The organism is Halopelagius fulvigenes (assembly GCF_055398025.1).
Genome location: NZ_AP043846.1, coordinates 2,316,247 through 2,334,651, shown reverse-complemented (window position 1 = coordinate 2,334,651; position 18,405 = coordinate 2,316,247). Strand labels below are relative to the sequence as shown.

The following is an 18,405-nucleotide window of genomic DNA, read 5'->3' as shown; positions in this document are numbered from 1 at the left end:
CTCCGGGGCGTCCCGCGTCGCCGTCGGTCCGGCCTCACCACTCGTCCATCGGGAACTCGAAGGTGAGGTCCGTGCCGTCGTCGTCGGACGTGAGCATCATCGTCGCGTCCTTCAACGTCTCGAAGAACCGCCCGGCGATGACCTCCGCGACGACGCGTTCGAGCGACTCGCGGGAGTCCTCGCCCACGTCCGCGAGGATGCCCAGCGGAATCTGCGCGCCCGCCATGTCGGCGTGCCCGCCGGCGCTCCCGATGGGGCTGAGCGCGTCTCTGAGCGTTTCCCCGAGGTCGACCTCCGTGCCCCGGGCGCGCCCCGAGACGTGCACCGTGTCGTCCACGAAGCCGTACACGATGGCTATCCTCACGCCGTCCATGCCGAGCAGGCGGTCGGCCGCCTGCGCGAGGGCGTCTCGGTCGCGTATCTCGCCGACGTTCGTCGCCAACGCCTCCCCGCGCACGTCGCGGTTGCGGACGGCGCGGGCGATGGTCTCTAACACCTCCGAACTCATGCTCGGCGACTCGACGCGTTGGAGCAACGAGAGGTCCGCGGCGGGGAGGCAGAACGCCGCCGCCTCGAAGTCCGCGGGCGACACCTCCCGCGTGAAGTCCCTCGTGTCCACGCGGATGCCGAAGAGAAGCGCCGTCGCCACCGTCTCGCCGGGGTCGATGTTCAACCGCCGGAGGTAGTCCACCAAGAGCGTGCTCGTCGAACCCATGTCGCGGCGCAGGTCGAGGAACCGCCCCTCGACCGGGGCGCGCGGCGGGTGGTGGTCGATGACGATATCGACGTTCACGTCCGGCGAGAGGCCGTCGTTGACCCCCGGCCGGGAGTGGTCCACGAGGGCGACGCCGTCGTAGGCCGCGACGGTCGTCTCGGGGTCGAGCTCCAACAGGTCGAGGTCGAGCAGGTTGACGAACGCCCGGTTCTGCTGGTGGGATATCTCCCCGAAGTAGCAGGGGTCGGCGGACACGCCCACCGAGTCCGCGATGCGGCAGAGCGCGAGCGCGCTCGCTATCGCGTCCGGGTCGGGGTTGTCGTGCATCACGACCGCGAGGCGACCGTCGATGCTCCGGAGGACGCGGTACAGTCGGTGAAGTCGGTCGGCGGACTGCCCGCCGGCGAGGTCGATAATTCGGTTGTACAGCACCGCCCGTCCGTCTATCGTGCGGTCCGCGAGCGACGTGAGCGTCTCTCGGTCGTCGTGGTCGGCGTCCTGTCCGAGGTAGCCGACGACGTAGGCGTCGGGGAACTTCTCGCGGACGAGGCGCACGGCGTCCACGTTCGTCGCGGCGTCGTCGCTGGCGACGAACACCACGTCGGCGTGGTCGGGGTACGCCTCCGCGTCGTCGGGCGCGCGCCTGTCGGCGTCGACGCCCTCCTCGCGGAAGGAGTCCACCACTCCCCCGCGCCGCGAGAGGACGGTGAGTTCTCCCGGCCACTCGGCCATCCGCTCTATGGACCGGCGCGCGGCCGTCCCGCACCCGAGGACCAACCGCCGTGTCATGGCCGAAACGTCGGTCCCCGGCGGGAAAACCCTACCGTCACGGCGGCGGCCGACCCCGATTTCGACCGGACGGCGGCGCCTCCGACCGGGCGATGGAGTTATGTCTCGCCCACCTGTGGTAGGAGGTGCCATGGACGCCGACCCTGACCTCGTCGGGACGGAGTTCGAAGAGTCGCTCGAAGCAGCCTGTCGGACGGCAGTCGGCGACAGTCTCCGCAGCATCACGTACTTCGCCTCCGAGTCGTTCGCGCAGGTGTACCTCCGGTCCGACCTCGACTCGGACGCCGACTTGGCCGGCTTCGTCGAGCACGAAACCGACGGCTTTCGAGCGAAGCGAGCGTACAGAGGCTCCGAACTCGGCGACTACGAGTTCACCATCCGGGCGTTCGAGAACGGCTACCTCACCCGCGTCACCGCCGGCGGACACGGCGTGTTCGTCACGACGGACGGACTGACGATGCGTCGGTCCGAAGAGGTGGCGACGGCGCTACAGGAGGTTCTCGATGAGCGAGAGGTAGCGTCTACCGCGTAACGGCCCTCCGACTCGACGCGAACTCGAACGACAGCGACGGCTCTCCGGCGTTTTCGCGTCCGGAGAGGAAGAAGACGGAGGTAAGTCGCCGGAGTCGCCGAACCCGGCCCCCTCAGAAGAGGGCCGCGGCGACCGTCTGCGCCGTCTCGATGACGGGCGCGAACGCCGGCAGCAACAGGATCGTGCCGACGGCCGCGAAGATGACGGCCGTGTAGAGGCCGACCGGACTCGTGTCCAGTTCGAGCCCCTCCTTTGGGTCCTCTATCCACATCGCCTTGACGACGCGACTGTAGTAGAACAGCGACAGCGCGCTGTTCACCGCGCCGAAGGCGGCGAGCCACCAGAACCCGGCCTCGATGGCCGAGTAAAAGAGGAAGTACTTCGAGAGGAAGCCGCCGAACGGCGGGAGGCCCGCGAGGCTGAACATGAACACGGTCATGGCGACGCAGGCCATCGGCGCGCGCGTCGCGAGGCCGTTGTAGTCCTCGAACGTGCGGCCGACGCCCCAGCGTTCCACCATCGCGATGAACAGGAACGCGCCGGTGTTCATGAAGCCGTAGACCATCAGGTGCGCCATCGACGCGCCGAGGACGTCCGCGTTCGGCCCGCCGACGGAGAGCGCCGCGAGACCGATGAGCGCGTAGCCCGCGTGCCCGATGGAGGAGTACGCGAGCATCCGCTTTACGTTCTCCTGAGTCGCCGCGGCGAAGTTACCGAGCGTCATCGTGACGACGGCGAGGATCTGGAAGACGAGCACCCAATCGAGGCCCGCGGGCAGTTGCCCGAGGGGGAACGCGACCAGGAGGACGCGGAAGGCGACGGCGAAACCGGCCGCCTTCGACGCCGACGAGAGGAACGCCGAGATGGGCGCGGGCGCTCCCTCGTACGCCTCGGGCGCCCAGAAGTGGAAGGGCACGGAGGCCGTCTTGTACGCGAACCCGCCGATGAGCATCATCACGCCGATGCCGAGGACGCCGACCATCTGCGTCTGGCCGACGGCCGAGGCGATTTCGACGAGCAGCAGCGACCCCGTCGCCGCGTAGACGAGGCTGATGCCGAAGACGAACACCGCAGAGGAGAGCGCGCCGATGAGGAAGTACTTCAGACCCGCCTCGATGCTCCCGCGGTCCGTCTTCAGGAACGCCACGAGGGCGAAGGAAGGGAGCGAGGCGAGTTCGAGGCTGACGAACACCGTCGCCAGCGAGTTCGCCATCGACATGAGCGTCATGCCGGTGGCGGCGAACATCACGAGCGAGTAGTACTCGCCGCGGGTCGTCTGCGCCTCGAGGTAGTCGTAGCTCGCGATGGAGACCATCGCGGCGACGATGGTGAAGATGAGCGTGAAGAACAGGCTCATCCCGTCGACGACTATCACGTCGCCGTACAGCGATATCGCGCCGCCCGTGTCGGGCTGTCCCGTCCCGGCGACGAGGAACCAGCCGGCGACGGCGAACGCGAGCAGCGACCCCGCGGCCGAGACGCCGGCCAGCACGGCGTTGCTCACGCCCTCGCGGGCGGTGTGGATACTGTCGATGAGGAGCAGGACGAGCCCCGTCAGCGCCAAGATGAGCGCCGGAGCCGTCGCCGCCCAGTCCGGGAGCGTGCTCTGAAGCGCGAGTGCGCTCGCGGACATCAGGCACCACCTCCCGTCTCGAGGATCGGATTAACCGCTTGTTGAATCATCTCGAAGAAGATGTCCGGCGCCACGCCGAGCGCGATGACGAGGACGAGAAGCACCGCCAGCGGCGCGACGTCGTGGAACGCCGCCTCGGTCACCTCGTAGTCGCCGTCGAACCGGAACGGTCCGAACAGCGTCCGCTGCATGGCGAACAGCAGGTAGCCCGCCACGATGACGATGCCGAACATCGCCGCCGCCGTGAACAGCGGCATCGCGGAGTGAACCGTTGACTCGAACGCGCCCATGAAGATGAAGAACTCCGCGGCGAAGCCGGCCATCAGCGGCAGGCCCATGTAGCCGAACGCGCCGGCCACGAAGATGCCCGAGGTGACGGGCATCCGGTCGGCCATGCCGGACATGTCGCCCACCATGCGCGTGTGCGTGGTGTTGTAGATGACGCCGACGGCCATGAACATCAGACCGGAGATGAGGCCGTGAGCGACCATCTGGAACGTCGCGCCGCCGACGCCGTACGTCGTGTACGCGATGAGTCCGAGGATGACGTACCCCATCGACGACACCGACGAGTAGGCGACGATGCGCTTGAGGTCCTGCTGGGCCAGCGCCAGTATCGCGCCGTAGATGACGCTGACGACGGCGATGACCGCGATGGGCACGACGAGCGCCTGTGCCACGTCGGGCATCATCGTGAAGTTGAACCGGAGCAGGGCGTACGTCCCCATCTTCAGGAGGACGCCCGCCAGCATCACCGACACCGGCGTCGGCGCTTCGACGTGAGCGTCCGGGAGCCACGTGTGAAGCGGGGCGACGGGCACCTTCACCGCGAAGCCGAGGAACATCGCCACGAAGGCGACGAGCTTCAGCGTCGCGGCGTCGAGCGCGCCGTAGCCGCCGAGTTCGCCGGCCCGCAACGCCTGCGATATCTCGGGCAAGCCGAGCGAACTGACGGAGTCGCCCAGCCCGAACACGAGGGCGATGAAGCCGATGAACATCACGAGCGACGCGATGTTCGTGTACACGAAGAACTTGATAGCCGCGTACTTCCGGCGCGGGCCGCCCCAGACGCCGATGAGGAAGTACATCGGCACGAGGACGGCCTCCCAGAAGATGAACCAGACGAAGAAGTCGAGCGCGGTGAACACGCCGAGCAGGTTCGCCTCCATGAACAGCATGAGGCCGTAGAACTGGGACTGCCGGGACGTGATGGGCGTCCACGCGCTGATTATCGCCAGCGTCGTGAGCACCGTCGTGAGGACGACGAGCGGCAGGCTGATGCCGTCGACGCCGACGTACCAGTTCAGGTCGAGTCCGCCCAGCGTGAGCCAGGTGAACTGCGTCTCGAACGCGATGGAGCCGCCGAGCAGGGCGTTTCCGGTCGCGTCGAACTGTGACCACATGTAGAGACTCCCGACGACGGGGAGCAGACTGAGCACGGCCGCCAACTCGCCGGCGTGTTGCCGCGGCGCGACGAACACGACCAGCGCGGAGACGAACGTGACTGCGATGAGCGCTTCGATTATCATACGAACCACCCTCCGAGGATACCGAATCCGAGAAGTAACGCCGTCAGACCCAGGGTGAGGAGCGCAGCGTAGTTGCTCACGACCCCCGTCTGAATCCGACGGACGCGACTACCCGACAGCAGGCTGACGCTGGAGACGCCGTTGACGACGCCGTCGACGACGCCGTTGTCGAACTTGTCCGCGGCGCGCGACAGCGGTTGCACGACGCCGGTGGCCAGCCAGACCTGGTACTCGTCCTGGTAGTAGTTGTTGTACAGCACCGTCTTGATGCCGCCGAGCTTGTCGGTGTGCTCCGTCGGCTCGGGGTCGTTGTACAGCAGGAACGCCAGTCCCGCACCCGCGAGGGCGAGAGCCAGCGAGACGGCACCCGAGACGAGGGCGTCGAAGCCCGCCGCGTGGATGCCGGCGCCGAAGTCCGATTCGAGGACTTCGAGGTAGTGGTGGGCCGTCAGCCCGCTGATTCCGTGGTCGAGCCAGTCGTGGAGGAACGTGAGGTGCATGCCCGTCAGTTCCTCGACCGGCACCATGTTCACGAAGCCGATGACCGCGGCGAGGATTCCCAGCACCGCCAGCGGGAGCTTGACGTTCCAGCGGACGCCGTGGGGGTTCCGCGCCGTCTCGGACCGGGGCTCACCGTGGAAGGTGAGCATCACCATCCGGAACGTGTAGAACCCGGTGAAGAACACCGCGAGCAGGCCGAAGGCGTACGCGACGAGCAACACCGTCCCGAGGCCGCCCTCGGTGCCGAGTCCGTGGTTGAGCGCCTCGAACAGCACCTCGTCTTTCGACCAGAAGCCCGAGAACGGGAAGATGCCGGCGAGCGCGAGCGACCCCGAGAGGAACGTCCAGTAGGTCACGGGCATCTTGTCTTTGAGACCGCCCATGTCCCACATATTCTCGTTGTGGTGCATCGCGATGATGACCGACCCCGCGCCGAGGAACAGGAGCGCCTTGAAGAAGGCGTGGGTGAGCAGGTGGAACGTCGCCGCGACGTACCCGCCCGCGCCGAGTGCGAGCATCATGTACCCGTACTGCGAGATGGTCGAGTATGCCAGCACCTGCTTTATCTCCTGCTTGACGACGCCCATCGTCGCGGCGAAGAGGGCGGTGAAGCCCCCGATCAGCGCGATGATGGCGAGCGCCGTCGGCGACAGCGCGTAGAAGCCGTACATCCGCGCGACGAGGTACACCCCGGCGGCGACCATCGTCGCGGCGTGGATGAGCGCCGAGACGGGCGTCGGACCCTCCATGGCGTCCGGGAGCCACGTGTGGAGGGGGAACTGCGCGGACTTCCCGACGACGCCGCCGAGAACCAGCAGTCCCACGATGGTGAACCACGTCTGCGGCGCGAAGCCGAACGTGTTTATCTCGCCCGTGGCGCCGGACGCCAGCGCTTCCTCCGCGAGGACGGGGAACGCGTGTTCGCCTGCGAACTGCGCGGTGCCGAACGTGGCGAACACCGCGACGACGCCGACGAGGAAGAAGTAGTCACCGAAGCGGGTGACCAGGAACGCCTTCTTCGCTGCGCTCGGCGGTCCCTGCTCGCGGAACCAGAAGCCGATGAGGAGGAACGAACAGAGGCCCACAAGCTCGAAGAACATGAACGCCATGAGCAGGTTGTCGGCGACGACGAACCCGAGCATGGAGGCGGTGAACAGGCCGAGCCCGGCGTAGTAGCGCGGGAGGCCGACCTCGCCCTCGTCGTTCATGTACCCGAGGCTGAAGATGTGGACCAGGAAGGCGATGAGCGTCACGATGACGAGCATCATCGCCGACAGCGGGTCGATGAGGATGCCGAACGTGAGCGTCAGCGCGTCCTGCGCGCCGGTGGCCCACGTGTAGATGGTCGTGTCGATCGTCCGTCCCTGACTGACGGCGAAGAACGTCGCCAGCGACAGTACGAGCGAACCCGCAGTCGCGGCGATGCCCGCCAGCGCGCCGCCCTTGGGCAGACGCCCGCCCAAGAAGAGGGCGACGAGGAACGAGACGAACGGCAACAAGACGATCGCCGGAGTGAAGTCGAGTATTCCTGCCATGTTACCACCTCATCGTCGTGGCTTCGGTCACGTCGACGCCGTCGAAGTTGCGGTAGAGGACGAGGACGATGCCCAGCCCGATCGCGACTTCGGCGGCGGCGAGCGCCATCGTGAACAGCGCGAACGTCTGCCCCGTGACGTTCCCCCAGACGAAGGAGAACGCGACGAGGTTGATGTTCGCGGCGTTCAGCATCAGTTCGACCGACATCAACAGCAGCAGCGCGTTGCGCCGCGTGAGGATGCCGAACAGGCCGATACAGAACATCGCGGCCGACAGGAGGAGGTAGTACTGCGGCGGAACCATCAGTCGTCCCCCTCCCCGTCGTCGAAGAGCGCTCGTTTTATCTTTCGACCGCCGTCCGCCAGAAGCACCGTCTCGGCCTGCCCTTCGTCGCCCTCGTGCTTCGCGAGGTGGAGTGCGCCGTCGAGAGCCACGTCGAGCGTTATCGCCATGACGAGGAACGCGACGAGGAAGCTCTCGCCCGGCACCTGTCCGAAGCCGAGATTGAACATTGCGTAGCCGATGCTGGCGGTGATGTTCACGTCGCCGAACCCCTGCGGTTGGGGGAACGACGCCGTGAGGAACGCGGCGGCCATCACGACGAACAGTCCGACCGCGGCCAGACCGGGTATCAGGTGCGATCCGAGGTTCAGTTCCGGTTTGGTTGTCATGTGCTACTCACCTCCGCTTCTGTTCGCGTCAGCATCACGGCGAACGTGATGAGTATGAGGACCCCGCCCACGTAGACGAGAATCTGCATGGCTGCAAGGAACTCCGCTTGCAGCATCACGTAATGCACCGCGACGCTCAGGAGCGCGCCCCCCAGCAAGAGTGCGGAGTGCCAGATGTCCCGCACGAGGACGACGCCCAGGCTGCAGCCCACGGTGACGAGGGCGAACAGCGCGAACGCGATGGTTTCATAAACCATTGTTTGTGTCTCCTTGAGGAATCCTTTTGTAGATTTCGAGAACGTCCGAACGGGGAACCGAACCGGTTCGTCCGCGGACGTTTACGTTCGGTGAAGCGACCCCACGGTCACCTCACTGGTAGTCGACTTCGCCCTCTCCCTCGCCGATCCACGCGTCGCGGTCGGGGTTTCGGGAGTTGAGTGGGTCGATGTCCTTGTACCACGGTACGTTCTTCAGCTGCTCTTTGTTGTACACGAAGTCGTCCTTCGTGTCGGCGGTGAACTCGAAGTTCTGCGTGAGCAGGATGGCGTCCACGGGGCAGACCTCCTCGCACAGTCGGCAGTAGATGCACTGCCCGATGTGGAGGTTGTACTGCTCCCCGTTGCGCTGTTCGTCCTGAATGATCTGAATCGTGTCGTTCGGACAGACGTTCTCGCACTGGCGGCACCAGATACAGCGCTCTTGGCTGAACTTGTGCACGCCGCGGAACCGCGGGCTCACTTCGGGAGCGACGTCCGGGTACTCGACCGTGAACGTCTTCCCGTCCAATGCGTGCTTCATCGTCGTCGCCATTCCTTTCAGGATTCCAATCATGCGATCACCCCCACGATTATGGCCGTGAGAACCAGGTTGGCGAAGGAGAGCACGAGCATCCCCTTCCAACCGACTTCGATGAGTTGGTCGATGCGGAGGCGCGGAATCGCCGACCGCGCCCACTGCGTGAACAGGAAGAACGCCCATATCTTGATGATGAACCAGACGATGCCCGGCAGGACCGGTCCCGCGGGACCGCCGAGGAACAGCAGCGCGACGAGCGCGCCGCCGAGGAAGATGTGGATGAACTCCCCGAGGTAGATGAGGACGAAGTAAACCGAGGAGTACTCCGTCTGGTACCCGGCGACGATTTCGGTCGGCGCCTCCGGGATGTCGAACGGGTTCCGTCCGATTTCGGCGAGGTTCGCCAGCATGAACAGCGCGAACGCGAACGGATTGACGAACGCGAACCACTGCGGAATCGTCACGCCGGCGACGGTGAGAAGCGGTTCGGCCTGCACCGCGACGACTTCGCTCGGTCGGAGCGTGCCGGTGAAGATGATCACCGACGCCGCCGTGACGATGAGCGGAATCTCGTACGCGATGTTCTGCGCGACGGCGCGGAGGCCGCCGAGAAGCGAGTACTTGTTGTTCGAGGCGTATCCGCACATCACGAGGCCGAGCGACGCGATGGAGGATGCGGCGAACGCGAACACGACGCCCGTCTCCGGGTCGGCCAGTTGGATGCCGCTCCCCATCGGGATGACCGCGAAGCCCAAGAGCGCGGAGAACGGGACGATGATCGGTCCGAGGTCCCACGCCGGACGGTCGACTCCCTCGGGGACGATGAGCTCCTTCGACAGCAGACGGACGGCGTCCGCGACGATGATGAGCAGGCCGAACGGCCCGATGCGGTTGACCGCGATGCGGTCCGTGAACGCGGCGGTGATCTTCCGCTTCGCCCACGGGCCGGCCACGGCCGTCATCGCCAGCATGATGTTGGCGATGAGGAACGCCCCGAGGAGTCCGCCGACGATGTCGCCGACGATGCCGGAGAGTCCGAGCAGGTTCGCTATCGTCTCCGGCAGGAGAACGGGGTCGTTCCCCCCGCCCCCGCCCCCACCGCTCTGGAGGAGGACCGTCGCCGACATCAGCGGTCCACCTCGCCGAGGATGATGTCGAGGCTACCGAGGCTGGCGATCATGTCCGGGATGTACTCGCCGTTGGACATCTCCGGCAGCGTCTGGAGGTTCGAGAAGCACGGGCTGCGAATCTTGAACCGCGCCGGCTTCTCGGTGCCGTCCGCGCGGATGTAGATGCCGAGTTCGCCCTTCGCGCCCTCGACGGCGCGGTATATCTCCGTGTCGTCGTCCGGGCGGAGCGTCCGTGGGACGTTCGACTGGATGTCGCGCTCGTCTTCGGGCCAGTCTTCGAGCAGGTCGACGCACTGCTCGATTATCTTCGCGGACTCCTCGACTTCGCGCATGCGCACGAGGAGGCGCGAGTAGTTGTCGCACCCGTCCTCCGTGACGACGTCCCACTCGAGCTCCTCGTAGTAGCCGTAGGGGTCGTCGCGGCGCAGGTCGTAATCGACGCCCGACCCGCGGGCGACGGGGCCGGTCGCGCCGTAGGACTTCGCGACGTCCGGCGGCAGCACGCCCGTCCCGATGGTCCGGGTCTGCAGAATCTCGTTGGAGGTGATGAGGTCGTGGTACTCCTCCAGCGCCGGCGGCAGATCGTCGAGGAAGTCCCGAATCTTCCCGAAGAACTCCTCGCGGGGTTCGGGGAGGTCCCAGACGACGCCGCCGAGGCGGAAGTAGTTGAACATCATGCGCTGACCGGTGAGGTCCTCCAAGATGTTCTGGACCTTCTCGCGGTCGCGCATGGCGTACATGAAGATGGCGGTGAAGTCGCCGTAGATGTCCAGCGCGAACGTCCCCACCGCGAGCATGTGGGAGGCGATGCGGCACAGTTCCGCGCTCATCGTCCGGATGATCTGCGCGTACTCCGGCACGTCGATGTCCGCGAGGTCCTCCGCGACGCGCGCGTACGCCCACTCGTTGAGCAGGCCGGCCGAGGCGTAGTCCCACCGATCGGGGTACGGCATGATCTGGTGCCGGTAGGTCCCGTTCTGACAGAGCTGCTCCTCGCAGCGGTGGAGGTAGCCGATGTCGGGTTCGACGTCGGCGATCTGCTCGCCGTCGAGGGTCGTCTTGACGTGGAGGACGCCGTGCGTCGCCGGGTGGTGCGGCCCGATGTTGATGTACATCGTGTTGCCGTCCTCGCTGCGGTGGTCCTCCTGCAGCGGGTTCGCGTGCTCCGTGAGCGTGACGATCTGCGGCCGGTCCTGGTCGTAGTCCATCGACAGGGGGTGGCCCTGCCACGTCTCGGGGAGGAGGATGCGGCGCAGGTCCGGGTGCTCGTCGTACTCGATGCCGACGAGGTCGTACGCCTCACGTTCGTGCCAGTCGGCCGTCCGGAAGACGGGTGCGGCGGACTGACTCCGCGGGTCGTCCTTCGAGGTGGGCACGACGACGCTGACCTCTCGGGTCCGGTCGTCGTAGCTCGTGAGGTGGTAGATAGACTCGTAGCGGTCCTCGTACTCCTCGGCGGTGACGCAGGAGAGGTGGTCGAAGTCCGCCTCGTCGCGGAGCGTGAACAGCGCCTCCTGTACGTCGTCCGGGCGGACGACGAGTCCGGGCGCGTTCAGGTGTTCCTCGCGGCCGACGACGAGGTCGCCGAGAAGGTCGGCGAGCTCGTCCCCGGTCGTCGGAACGGCCGAGACGCTCTCGGGAGTCCGCTGTCGTTCCAGACTCATGGCGAATCAGCCCAGTTGTATCTCATTATGAGTTCGTCCTCGTCGATCTGTTCGGCGAGTTTGTCGACGATCTCGTCGCGCGAGAGGTCGCCGAACTCTTCGAGTTCGTACGGCTTCACCGTCACCGGCGCGGACTCGCCGTTGGCGACGCGCTCTTGCAGCTTGGCGACGCCGTAGACGAGCGCCTCGGGACGCGGCGGGCATCCGGGAACGTGGATGTCCACCGGGATGACCTCCTCAGCCCCCTTGATGACGTTGTAGCCCTCTTGGAACGGACCGCCCGAGATGGTGCACGACCCCATGCCGACGACGAACTTCGGTTCGGGCATCTGGTCGTACACGCGCTTCATCCGGGGGGCGAACTTCGAGACGATGGTCCCCGGGACGATGATGACGTCCGCCTGTCGCGGGGACGCGCGCGGGACGCCCGACCCGAAGCGGTCGAGGTCGTGTTTCACCGCGTACGTGTGCATCATCTCGATGCTGCAGCAGGCGATACCGAACTGCAGCATGAACATCGAGGACCCGCGGACCCAGTTCATGAACTGGTCGAACTTCGTGAGGATGAACGGCGAGGAGCCGAACGCCTCGCGAAGCTTCGAGTTGAACCGGTCGTCCGCACCCGTGATGCGGGCGTCCTGAGTCTCGGTCTGTACCCTACTGTTGTCCGTGACGAAAGGTCGGTTGTGTTCGCTACTCATGTTTGTCTCTCTGTCTTACGACGGTTCGCAAGCGGGCTTTTGACCCACCTGATAGCGCCGTTGCGCCACGCCCAAACCAAGCCGACGACGAGGATGCCGACGAATACCAGCATCGGCAGCAACACCTGCGTCAAACTGGCACCTTGGGCCAACGCGGAGCGGTAGATGACCGTCCACGGAAATAGGAGAACGGTTTCGATGTCGAACACGAGGAACAGCAGCGCGACCATGTAGTACTGGATGTTGAACTGGACGCGCGCCGTACCCGTGGGTACCTCACCGCTCTCGTAGGTGGCGCTCTTCCCTTGTTCCGGCACGGTTGGACGCAGAAGCGCCGACACCGCCATCATCCCCAGCGGGATGCCGACGCCGACGAGGCCCAACGCACCGATTGCGATCCAATCACTCATACCGTAGTCTCCTGACGTTCGTGGGTTAGAAGGCTCCCCCTATAAGCGTTGATTTTGGCGCCTCTCGCGGTTTCGGGGGGCTCATATGGCCGAGGCCCTAAAGACGAAGGGGTTACTTCTCGAACAGTCTCTCTTCTGATACTATCTCGAATCGCGGAACGACTCGACGCCCATGTCGTGGATGTCCCGAGACACCTCAGCGACGCCCGATACCAGCTTCTCGTGGTATTCGACGAGGCGTTCTTCGAGTTCCTCGTGCCGCCGCGCGAGTATCTGCGTCGCCGAGAGCGCCGCGTTGAACGACTTGCCCGCGTCCACGGCGACGATGGGCGCGCCCGTCGGCATCCCGATGACCGAATCGACGGACTTCTCTTGGACCGGCACGCCGACGACCGGAAGCGGGTACGCGATGGAGGCGGTCATGTTCGGCAGGTCGGCGGACTTCCCGCCCGCGCCGGCGATTATCACGTCGAGACCCCTCTCGGCCGCCGTCTCGCCGTACGCGTACATGAGTTCGGGCGTCCGGTGCGCGGAGACGACGTACGTCTCGTAGGTGAAGCGCGCGTCGGGCGCGTCGCGGAAGTCCGTCTGCTCCGCGAAGCCGAGTTCGTCGAGGGCGTCGTGCGCGCCGGACATCACGTCGAGGTCCGAGTCGGACCCCATGATGATGCCCATCTCGGGCGTCGTCTCGGGGTCCGCGTCCGCGTCGGCCTCCGCGCGAAGCCGGTCGATGAGGTCCTGTACGTCCACGCTGTCGGAGTCTGTGTCTTCGATCATGGGTTCACTCGAAGGTCAGTCCGTCCCGCAGGTCGCGGGCGCGCGCGAGTAGGTCGGTCACGTCGGCGTCCGCATCTCCGGTGAGGGTGAGGTGGCCCATCTTCCGGAGGGGGCGCACGTCGTCTTTCCCGTACCAGTGGAGCGACGCCTCCTCGGCCGAGAGGACGGACTCGACGTTGCCGAGGCGGGCCTCCCGCGTCTCCTCGACGGTGCCGAGGACGTTCGCCGAGACGGTGGGCGACCGCCGGACAGTAGAGCCGAGGGGCCACCCGAGGACCGCGCGGGCGTGCTGTTCGAACTGGGAGGTGCGCGCGCCCTCGATGGACCAGTGGCCGGAGTTGTGCGGGCGCGGGGCTATCTCGTTGACCAGAATCTCGCCCTCGCGCGTCTCGAACAGTTCGATTCCGAAGACGCCGCGGCCGTCGAGCATCGAGAGAACGTCGCGCGCCACCTCGTCCGCGCGTTCGCGCACCTCGTCGGTCGTCCGCGCGGGGACGACAGTCTCGCGGAGGATCTCCTCCTCGTGGACGTTCTCGCCGGCGGGGAACGTCCGCACCTCGCCGTCGCCCTGCACCGCGATGACGGACAGTTCCCGCTCGAAGTCCACGAACGCCTCGGCCATCGCCGGGCCGCCGAGTTCGTCGAGGGCCGCCTCGGCCTCGGACTCGTCGCGGACGGGGACGTTCCCGCGGCCGTCGTAGCCGCCGGTCCGGGCTTTCAGCATGACGCTGCCGAACTCCGAGAGGGCCTCGCGCAGGTCGTCCGCGTCGTCCACCTGACGGAACGGCGGGACGGGGACGCCGGCGTCTTCGAGGGCCCGCTTCTGGACGAGTTTGTCCTCGATGGTTCGGAGCGTGTCGGGCGAGGGGTGGACGGCGAGGCCGAACTCCTCGGACACCTCTTCGAGGAGGTCCGAGTCGGCGAGTTCTATCTCGAACGTCAGCGCGTCCACCCGGGAGGCGAGTTCGCGGAACGCCTCCGGGTCGTCGAAACCGCCGACGACTTGGTCTCGCGCCACGGGCGCGGCGGGACAGTCGGGCGTGGGGTCGAGGACGACCACGTCGACGCCGACGGGGGCCGCGGCCTCAGCGAGCATGCGCCCGAGTTGGCCGCCGCCCACGACGCCGAGGGTCGGGCCGGGTACGGTGACGGTCACAGTCGCTCGGTTGTGGAGAACACTGCATAAACGTTGCCGAAACGGACGAGGAAGTGAGCACGTTCGTGCCCAAAAATGAGCCGGCGAGTCGTCAGGCCGGGGCCGAGGCGTTCGCCGCGCCGTCGCCGTTCGCCGGGCGCAGGCTATCGGCCGAATCGACGCTCACGTCGGGGCCGTTCACGCCGTTGAGCGCCTCCCGGTCGATGAACACGACGACGCCGTCGTTCCAGAGGCGGAACTTGTGCTCGAACGCCTCGTAGCCGTCGAGGTGCGGTTCGACCTCGTCTCGGCTGAAGTCCTTCGCGATGACGACCGGCGGGGCGTCCCGCAACGCCTCCTCGGGCGCGGTGTCGGGCGAGGTGCTCGTCACCTCAGCGCCGTACATCTCGAGGTACCACGGGAGCGGCAGGCGGTCGTGCCACGCCGGGCCGCCCGGCGGCGGCGTCCGAAGCGAGGACTCGTCTTTCACGTAGAACAACTCGTCGCCGCTCCCGGGCGCGGTCGTCCCGTAGAACAGCACGTCGGTCCCCCCGTTTGCCCGCGCGACGGCCCCGACGGTCTCCATCGTCGGCTTCAGGTCATTCTCGGGTTGCGCCCACTGGAGGACCTGCTTGTCCTCCTCCGATGCGCTGTTGAAGTAGGTCGCGTTGGCGGCGGCGACGCCGCCGAGGGAGGCGAGGACGACGAGCGCGGCCAGCCCGACGCTCACCGCGTCGTCCGCCGAGAGCGCTTCCCGCCCGGACTCGAAGACGAAGGCGACGCCGACGGCCGCCGGGACGGCCAACGGGACGACGGCGTGGACGACGGCCCACGGCGCTTCGATGTCGGTGGCGATGGGGTAGCCGAAGATGGAGGCGATGCCCCAGTACGTCGCGAAGGCGACGAACTCGCGGTAGCGGCCGCCGCGGAAGCCGTACCGGTCCACGAAGACGCCGACGGTGGCGAAGATGATGACCGCGGGCGCGCCGTACACCATCGTCTCCAGGAAGTCGTGGAGGAAGGGGAGGTACGCGTGGTCCTGGTGGCCGCCGGACGCCCACGTGTCCGCGAACTTCTCGGCCGCGCCGATAGTCCCCGCTTCGACGACGCTCGTCAGCGACGCGGACCCGCCGAACGCCTGCCAGAGATCCGGCCGCGGCGCGTAGAAGAACGCGACGATGACGAGGAACAGGAGCGTCGAGGCGACGAGAGTGCCGCCGATGCGGAGGAGGCTCCGTCCCGTCGTCTCGCCGTGGCCGCGGAGTCGCGCGGCGACGGCGCGGGGCCACCGGCGGCCGAACACGTCGTGGGCGGACTCGCCGCGCGCCGTGGCCGCGAGCAACCGATGGTCGGCCAGCAGGGCGGCCGCGCCGACGAAACAGAGCACGTAGAGGAGGGCGTTCTCCTTCGTCGTGAACGCCAGCCCCATCGAGGCGGCGGCGGGGAAGGCGTACCGGAGTTTCCCGGTGTCGAAGCCGCGGACGACGAACCCGAGCGCGAACAGCGAGAACGCCGCCACGAGGACGTCGTTGCGCATGAACCGCGAGTAGTAGACCAAGAGCGGATTCAGCGCGAGGACGGCGGCGAACGCGACCACCTCGGTCCGTTCGAGGCGTTCGCGGAACAGCCACGCCGCGAGGGGGAGGAGGCCGCCGACGACGGCGACGGGGAGGCGAACGAGGAAGTCGGAGGGATCCGCGACGGCCAGCAACCAGTCGTTGACGATCTGGAGGAACGGGCCGTGGACGATGGGGCGGTAGACGAAGTAGTCCGTCTCGTGGTACCTGAGGATCCAGTAGCCGACGCGCCCCTCGTCCCAGTGCATAATGCGCCCGCCGAGGGCGACGAGGCGGAGAACGAGTGCGACGGCGGCGGCGGCGAGGACGCCGAGGAGGACGCGGGAGTGACCGTGGCGGTGGCGACGCTCCGACCGCGCCTCTGCGTCCGTCCGGTTCGCGGTCGATTCCTCGACCGTCGCGGACGAAGAGGCGGACGAAGAGGCGGACGGAGACGACACCTCGTCGGAACTCATAGACTCTCATCGCCCCTCCGAGACTACAACTCTTGTGTTTGCTCGTAGTTCGCGGGCGTCGGTTCGAATCGACGGGCGCGTCACCGCCGCGAGACGCCGCCTCTCCGCCCGTCACCGCGGCCGCTTCTGCGCGCTTCGGTAGTTCTTTTATCGCCGCACGGAACCGGACGCGTATGGTCGCACTCGGACTGGTGGTGGCCCGGTTCAACTCTTCGGTCACCGAGCAGATGGAACAGGCCGCGCTCGACGCGGCCGCGGAACGGGACGCGGACGTCGTCGAAGTCGTCCGCGTCCCCGGCGCGTACGACTCGCCGTTGGCCGCCGACAGACTCGCGCGGCGGACGGACGTCGAAGCCGTCGCCGTCGTCGGCGCGATAGTCACGGGCGACACGGACCACGACAGGGTCATCGCCGACGCGGCGGCGCAGGGACTCACCGACGTGAGCGTCGAACGGGACAAGCCGGTCACGTTCGGCGTCTCCGGCCCGGGACAGAGCGGTGCCGAGGCCAGAGAGCGCGTCGGGAAAGGTGCGGAAGCGGTAAACGCCGCGGTCGATATGGTGGAGGTGTTAGCATGAGCGACTTCGACTTCGCCGACCGCGTAGAACGCGTCGAACCGAGCGCCACGCTCGCGATAAGCAACCTCGCCAGCGAACTGGAGGCCGACGGCGTGGACGTCGTCGACCTCTCGGTCGGCGAACCCGACTTCCCCACGCCGCAGAACGTCGTCGAAGCCGGACAGGACGCGATGGGGTCCGGACACACGGGCTACACCTCCTCGAACGGCGTGCCCGAACTCCGCGAGGCCATCGCGGAGAAACTCCGCGGCGACGGCATCGACTGCACGTCGGACAACGTCATCGTCACGCCCGGCGGCAAGCAAGCCCTGTTCGAGACGTTCCAGTCGCTCATCGACGACGGCGACGAAGTCGTCCTCTTAGACCCCGCGTGGGTGTCCTACGAGGCGATGGCCAAACTCGCCGGCGGGTCGCTCAACCGCGTGGACCTCGCGCCGTACGACTTCCAACTGGAACCCGCCCTCGACGACCTGAGCGACGCCGTCTCCGACGAGACGGAACTGCTCGTCGTCAACTCGCCGTCGAACCCGACGGGTGCCGTCTACTCCGACGCCGCCCTCGAAGGCGTCCGCGACCTGGCGGTCGAACACGACATCACCGTCATCTCCGACGAGATCTACGAGCGGATAACGTACGGCGTCGAACCGACGAGTCTCGCCTCCCTGGAGGGGATGGGCGACCGGACGGTCACCATCAACGGCTTCTCGAAGGCGTACTCGATGACCGGGTGGCGTCTCGGCTACCTCTGCGCCCCCGAGGAACTCGTCTCGCAGGCGGCGAAACTCCACTCGCACTCGGTGTCGTGTGCGGTCAACTTCGTCCAACACGCCGGTATCGAAGCGCTGGCGAACACGGACGAAGCGGTCACCGAGATGCGCGACGCCTTCCGCGAACGCCGCGACATGCTTGTCGACCTCTTCGCGGACCACGACGTGGACGTGCCCGTCGGCGACGGCGCGTTCTACATGATGATTCCCGTGGACGACGACGACCAAGCGTGGTGCGAGGGCGCGATAGAGGACGCCCACGTCGCCACCGTCCCCGGAAGCGCGTTCGGGTCTCCCGGCTACGCCCGCATCTCCTACGCGGCCAGCGAGGAACGCCTCCGCGAGGCCGTGGACCGACTCGCCGAACACGACTACATCTAACCCGCGCGCGCCGCGACCCCCGTCTCTCCTCGCTTTTCGACTCGGTCTCTCCTCGCTTTTCGACTCGCGCCGTCTCGGCGGGCGCGTTCGACCCTCGAAATTATGCCGGGTGACACCGATTAGCGCGGT

At 66.9% G+C, this 18,405-nt stretch carries 18 protein-coding genes; 3 read left to right on the top strand and 15 right to left on the bottom strand.

The annotated features are described in order from the left end of the window. Positions 1–34 precede the first annotated feature (34 nt). Positions 35–1,504, bottom strand: coding sequence for a DHH family phosphoesterase (locus ACZ522_RS16830; protein WP_379697001.1), 1,470 nt, complete (start codon positions 1,502–1,504; stop codon positions 35–37). Positions 1,505–1,634: 130 nt separating this feature from the next. On the opposite strand from ACZ522_RS16830, the gene ACZ522_RS16825 reads away from it, so the two are divergent. Further along, entirely contained in the window at positions 1,635–2,036 is a 402-nt protein-coding gene (locus ACZ522_RS16825; protein WP_379697004.1) for a DUF7522 family protein, read from the top strand. 112 nt (positions 2,037–2,148) lie between these two features. On the opposite strand, the gene ACZ522_RS16820 is transcribed toward ACZ522_RS16825, so the two are convergent. From ACZ522_RS16820 to ACZ522_RS16755, 14 genes are all read right to left on the bottom strand, one after another. Further along, entirely contained in the window at positions 2,149–3,669 is a 1,521-nt protein-coding gene (locus ACZ522_RS16820) for an NADH-quinone oxidoreductase subunit N (RefSeq protein ID WP_379697007.1), read from the bottom strand. Next, positions 3,669–5,198, bottom strand: coding sequence for a complex I subunit 4 family protein (locus ACZ522_RS16815; RefSeq protein WP_379697010.1), 1,530 nt, complete (start codon positions 5,196–5,198; stop codon positions 3,669–3,671). The genes ACZ522_RS16820 and ACZ522_RS16815 overlap by 1 nt, the downstream gene beginning before the upstream one ends. Then, on the bottom strand, positions 5,195–7,234 hold the full coding sequence (gene nuoL, locus ACZ522_RS16810; protein WP_379697013.1) for an NADH-quinone oxidoreductase subunit L: 2,040 nt from the start codon (positions 7,232–7,234) through the stop codon (positions 5,195–5,197). The genes ACZ522_RS16815 and nuoL overlap by 4 nt, the downstream gene beginning before the upstream one ends. A gap of 1 nt (position 7,235) precedes the next feature. Further along, a complete protein-coding gene (gene nuoK, locus ACZ522_RS16805) occupies positions 7,236–7,538 on the bottom strand; it encodes an NADH-quinone oxidoreductase subunit NuoK (protein WP_092536361.1) in 303 nt (100 codons plus the stop codon). Continuing rightward, complete coding sequence (locus tag ACZ522_RS16800) at positions 7,538–7,906, bottom strand: proton-conducting membrane transporter (RefSeq protein ID WP_379697016.1); 369 nt, start codon at positions 7,904–7,906, stop codon at positions 7,538–7,540. Before ACZ522_RS16800 ends, nuoK begins: the two co-directional genes overlap by 1 nt. Next, entirely contained in the window at positions 7,903–8,163 is a 261-nt protein-coding gene (locus ACZ522_RS16795; RefSeq protein ID WP_092536367.1) for an NADH-quinone oxidoreductase subunit J, read from the bottom strand. Before ACZ522_RS16795 ends, ACZ522_RS16800 begins: the two co-directional genes overlap by 4 nt. A gap of 112 nt (positions 8,164–8,275) precedes the next feature. Next, positions 8,276–8,737: a NuoI/complex I 23 kDa subunit family protein gene (locus tag ACZ522_RS16790; RefSeq protein WP_092536370.1), complete on the bottom strand. Its 462-nt coding sequence runs from the start codon at positions 8,735–8,737 to the stop codon at positions 8,276–8,278. Next, a complete protein-coding gene (locus ACZ522_RS16785) occupies positions 8,734–9,828 on the bottom strand; it encodes a complex I subunit 1/NuoH family protein (protein WP_379697021.1) in 1,095 nt (364 codons plus the stop codon). The genes ACZ522_RS16790 and ACZ522_RS16785 overlap by 4 nt, the downstream gene beginning before the upstream one ends. Next, positions 9,828–11,495: an NADH-quinone oxidoreductase subunit D gene (locus tag ACZ522_RS16780; RefSeq protein ID WP_464391785.1), complete on the bottom strand. Its 1,668-nt coding sequence runs from the start codon at positions 11,493–11,495 to the stop codon at positions 9,828–9,830. The genes ACZ522_RS16785 and ACZ522_RS16780 overlap by 1 nt, the downstream gene beginning before the upstream one ends. After that, positions 11,492–12,196: an NADH-quinone oxidoreductase subunit B gene (locus ACZ522_RS16775; protein WP_379697026.1), complete on the bottom strand. Its 705-nt coding sequence runs from the start codon at positions 12,194–12,196 to the stop codon at positions 11,492–11,494. Before ACZ522_RS16775 ends, ACZ522_RS16780 begins: the two co-directional genes overlap by 4 nt. Continuing rightward, positions 12,193–12,606, bottom strand: coding sequence for an NADH-quinone oxidoreductase subunit A (locus ACZ522_RS16770; RefSeq protein WP_379697029.1), 414 nt, complete (start codon positions 12,604–12,606; stop codon positions 12,193–12,195). Before ACZ522_RS16770 ends, ACZ522_RS16775 begins: the two co-directional genes overlap by 4 nt. 141 nt (positions 12,607–12,747) lie before the next feature. Then, entirely contained in the window at positions 12,748–13,383 is a 636-nt protein-coding gene (purE, locus tag ACZ522_RS16765) for a 5-(carboxyamino)imidazole ribonucleotide mutase (RefSeq protein ID WP_379697032.1), read from the bottom strand. 4 nt (positions 13,384–13,387) lie between these two features. Then, positions 13,388–14,539, bottom strand: coding sequence for a 5-(carboxyamino)imidazole ribonucleotide synthase (locus ACZ522_RS16760; RefSeq protein WP_379697035.1), 1,152 nt, complete (start codon positions 14,537–14,539; stop codon positions 13,388–13,390). Between the two features lie 91 nt (positions 14,540–14,630). Further along, positions 14,631–16,550, bottom strand: a complete 1,920-nt coding sequence (locus ACZ522_RS16755; protein WP_379697038.1) for a flippase activity-associated protein Agl23 — start codon at positions 16,548–16,550, stop codon at positions 14,631–14,633. A 173-nt stretch (positions 16,551–16,723) separates the two neighbouring features. Between ACZ522_RS16755 and ribH the strand changes: the two genes are divergently transcribed. Next, on the top strand, positions 16,724–17,128 hold the full coding sequence (ribH, locus tag ACZ522_RS16750; RefSeq protein WP_379697041.1) for a 6,7-dimethyl-8-ribityllumazine synthase: 405 nt from the start codon (positions 16,724–16,726) through the stop codon (positions 17,126–17,128). Continuing rightward, positions 17,125–18,276, top strand: a complete 1,152-nt coding sequence (locus ACZ522_RS16745; protein ID WP_379697044.1) for a pyridoxal phosphate-dependent aminotransferase — start codon at positions 17,125–17,127, stop codon at positions 18,274–18,276. Before ribH ends, ACZ522_RS16745 begins: the two co-directional genes overlap by 4 nt. Positions 18,277–18,405: the final 129 nt, after the last annotated feature.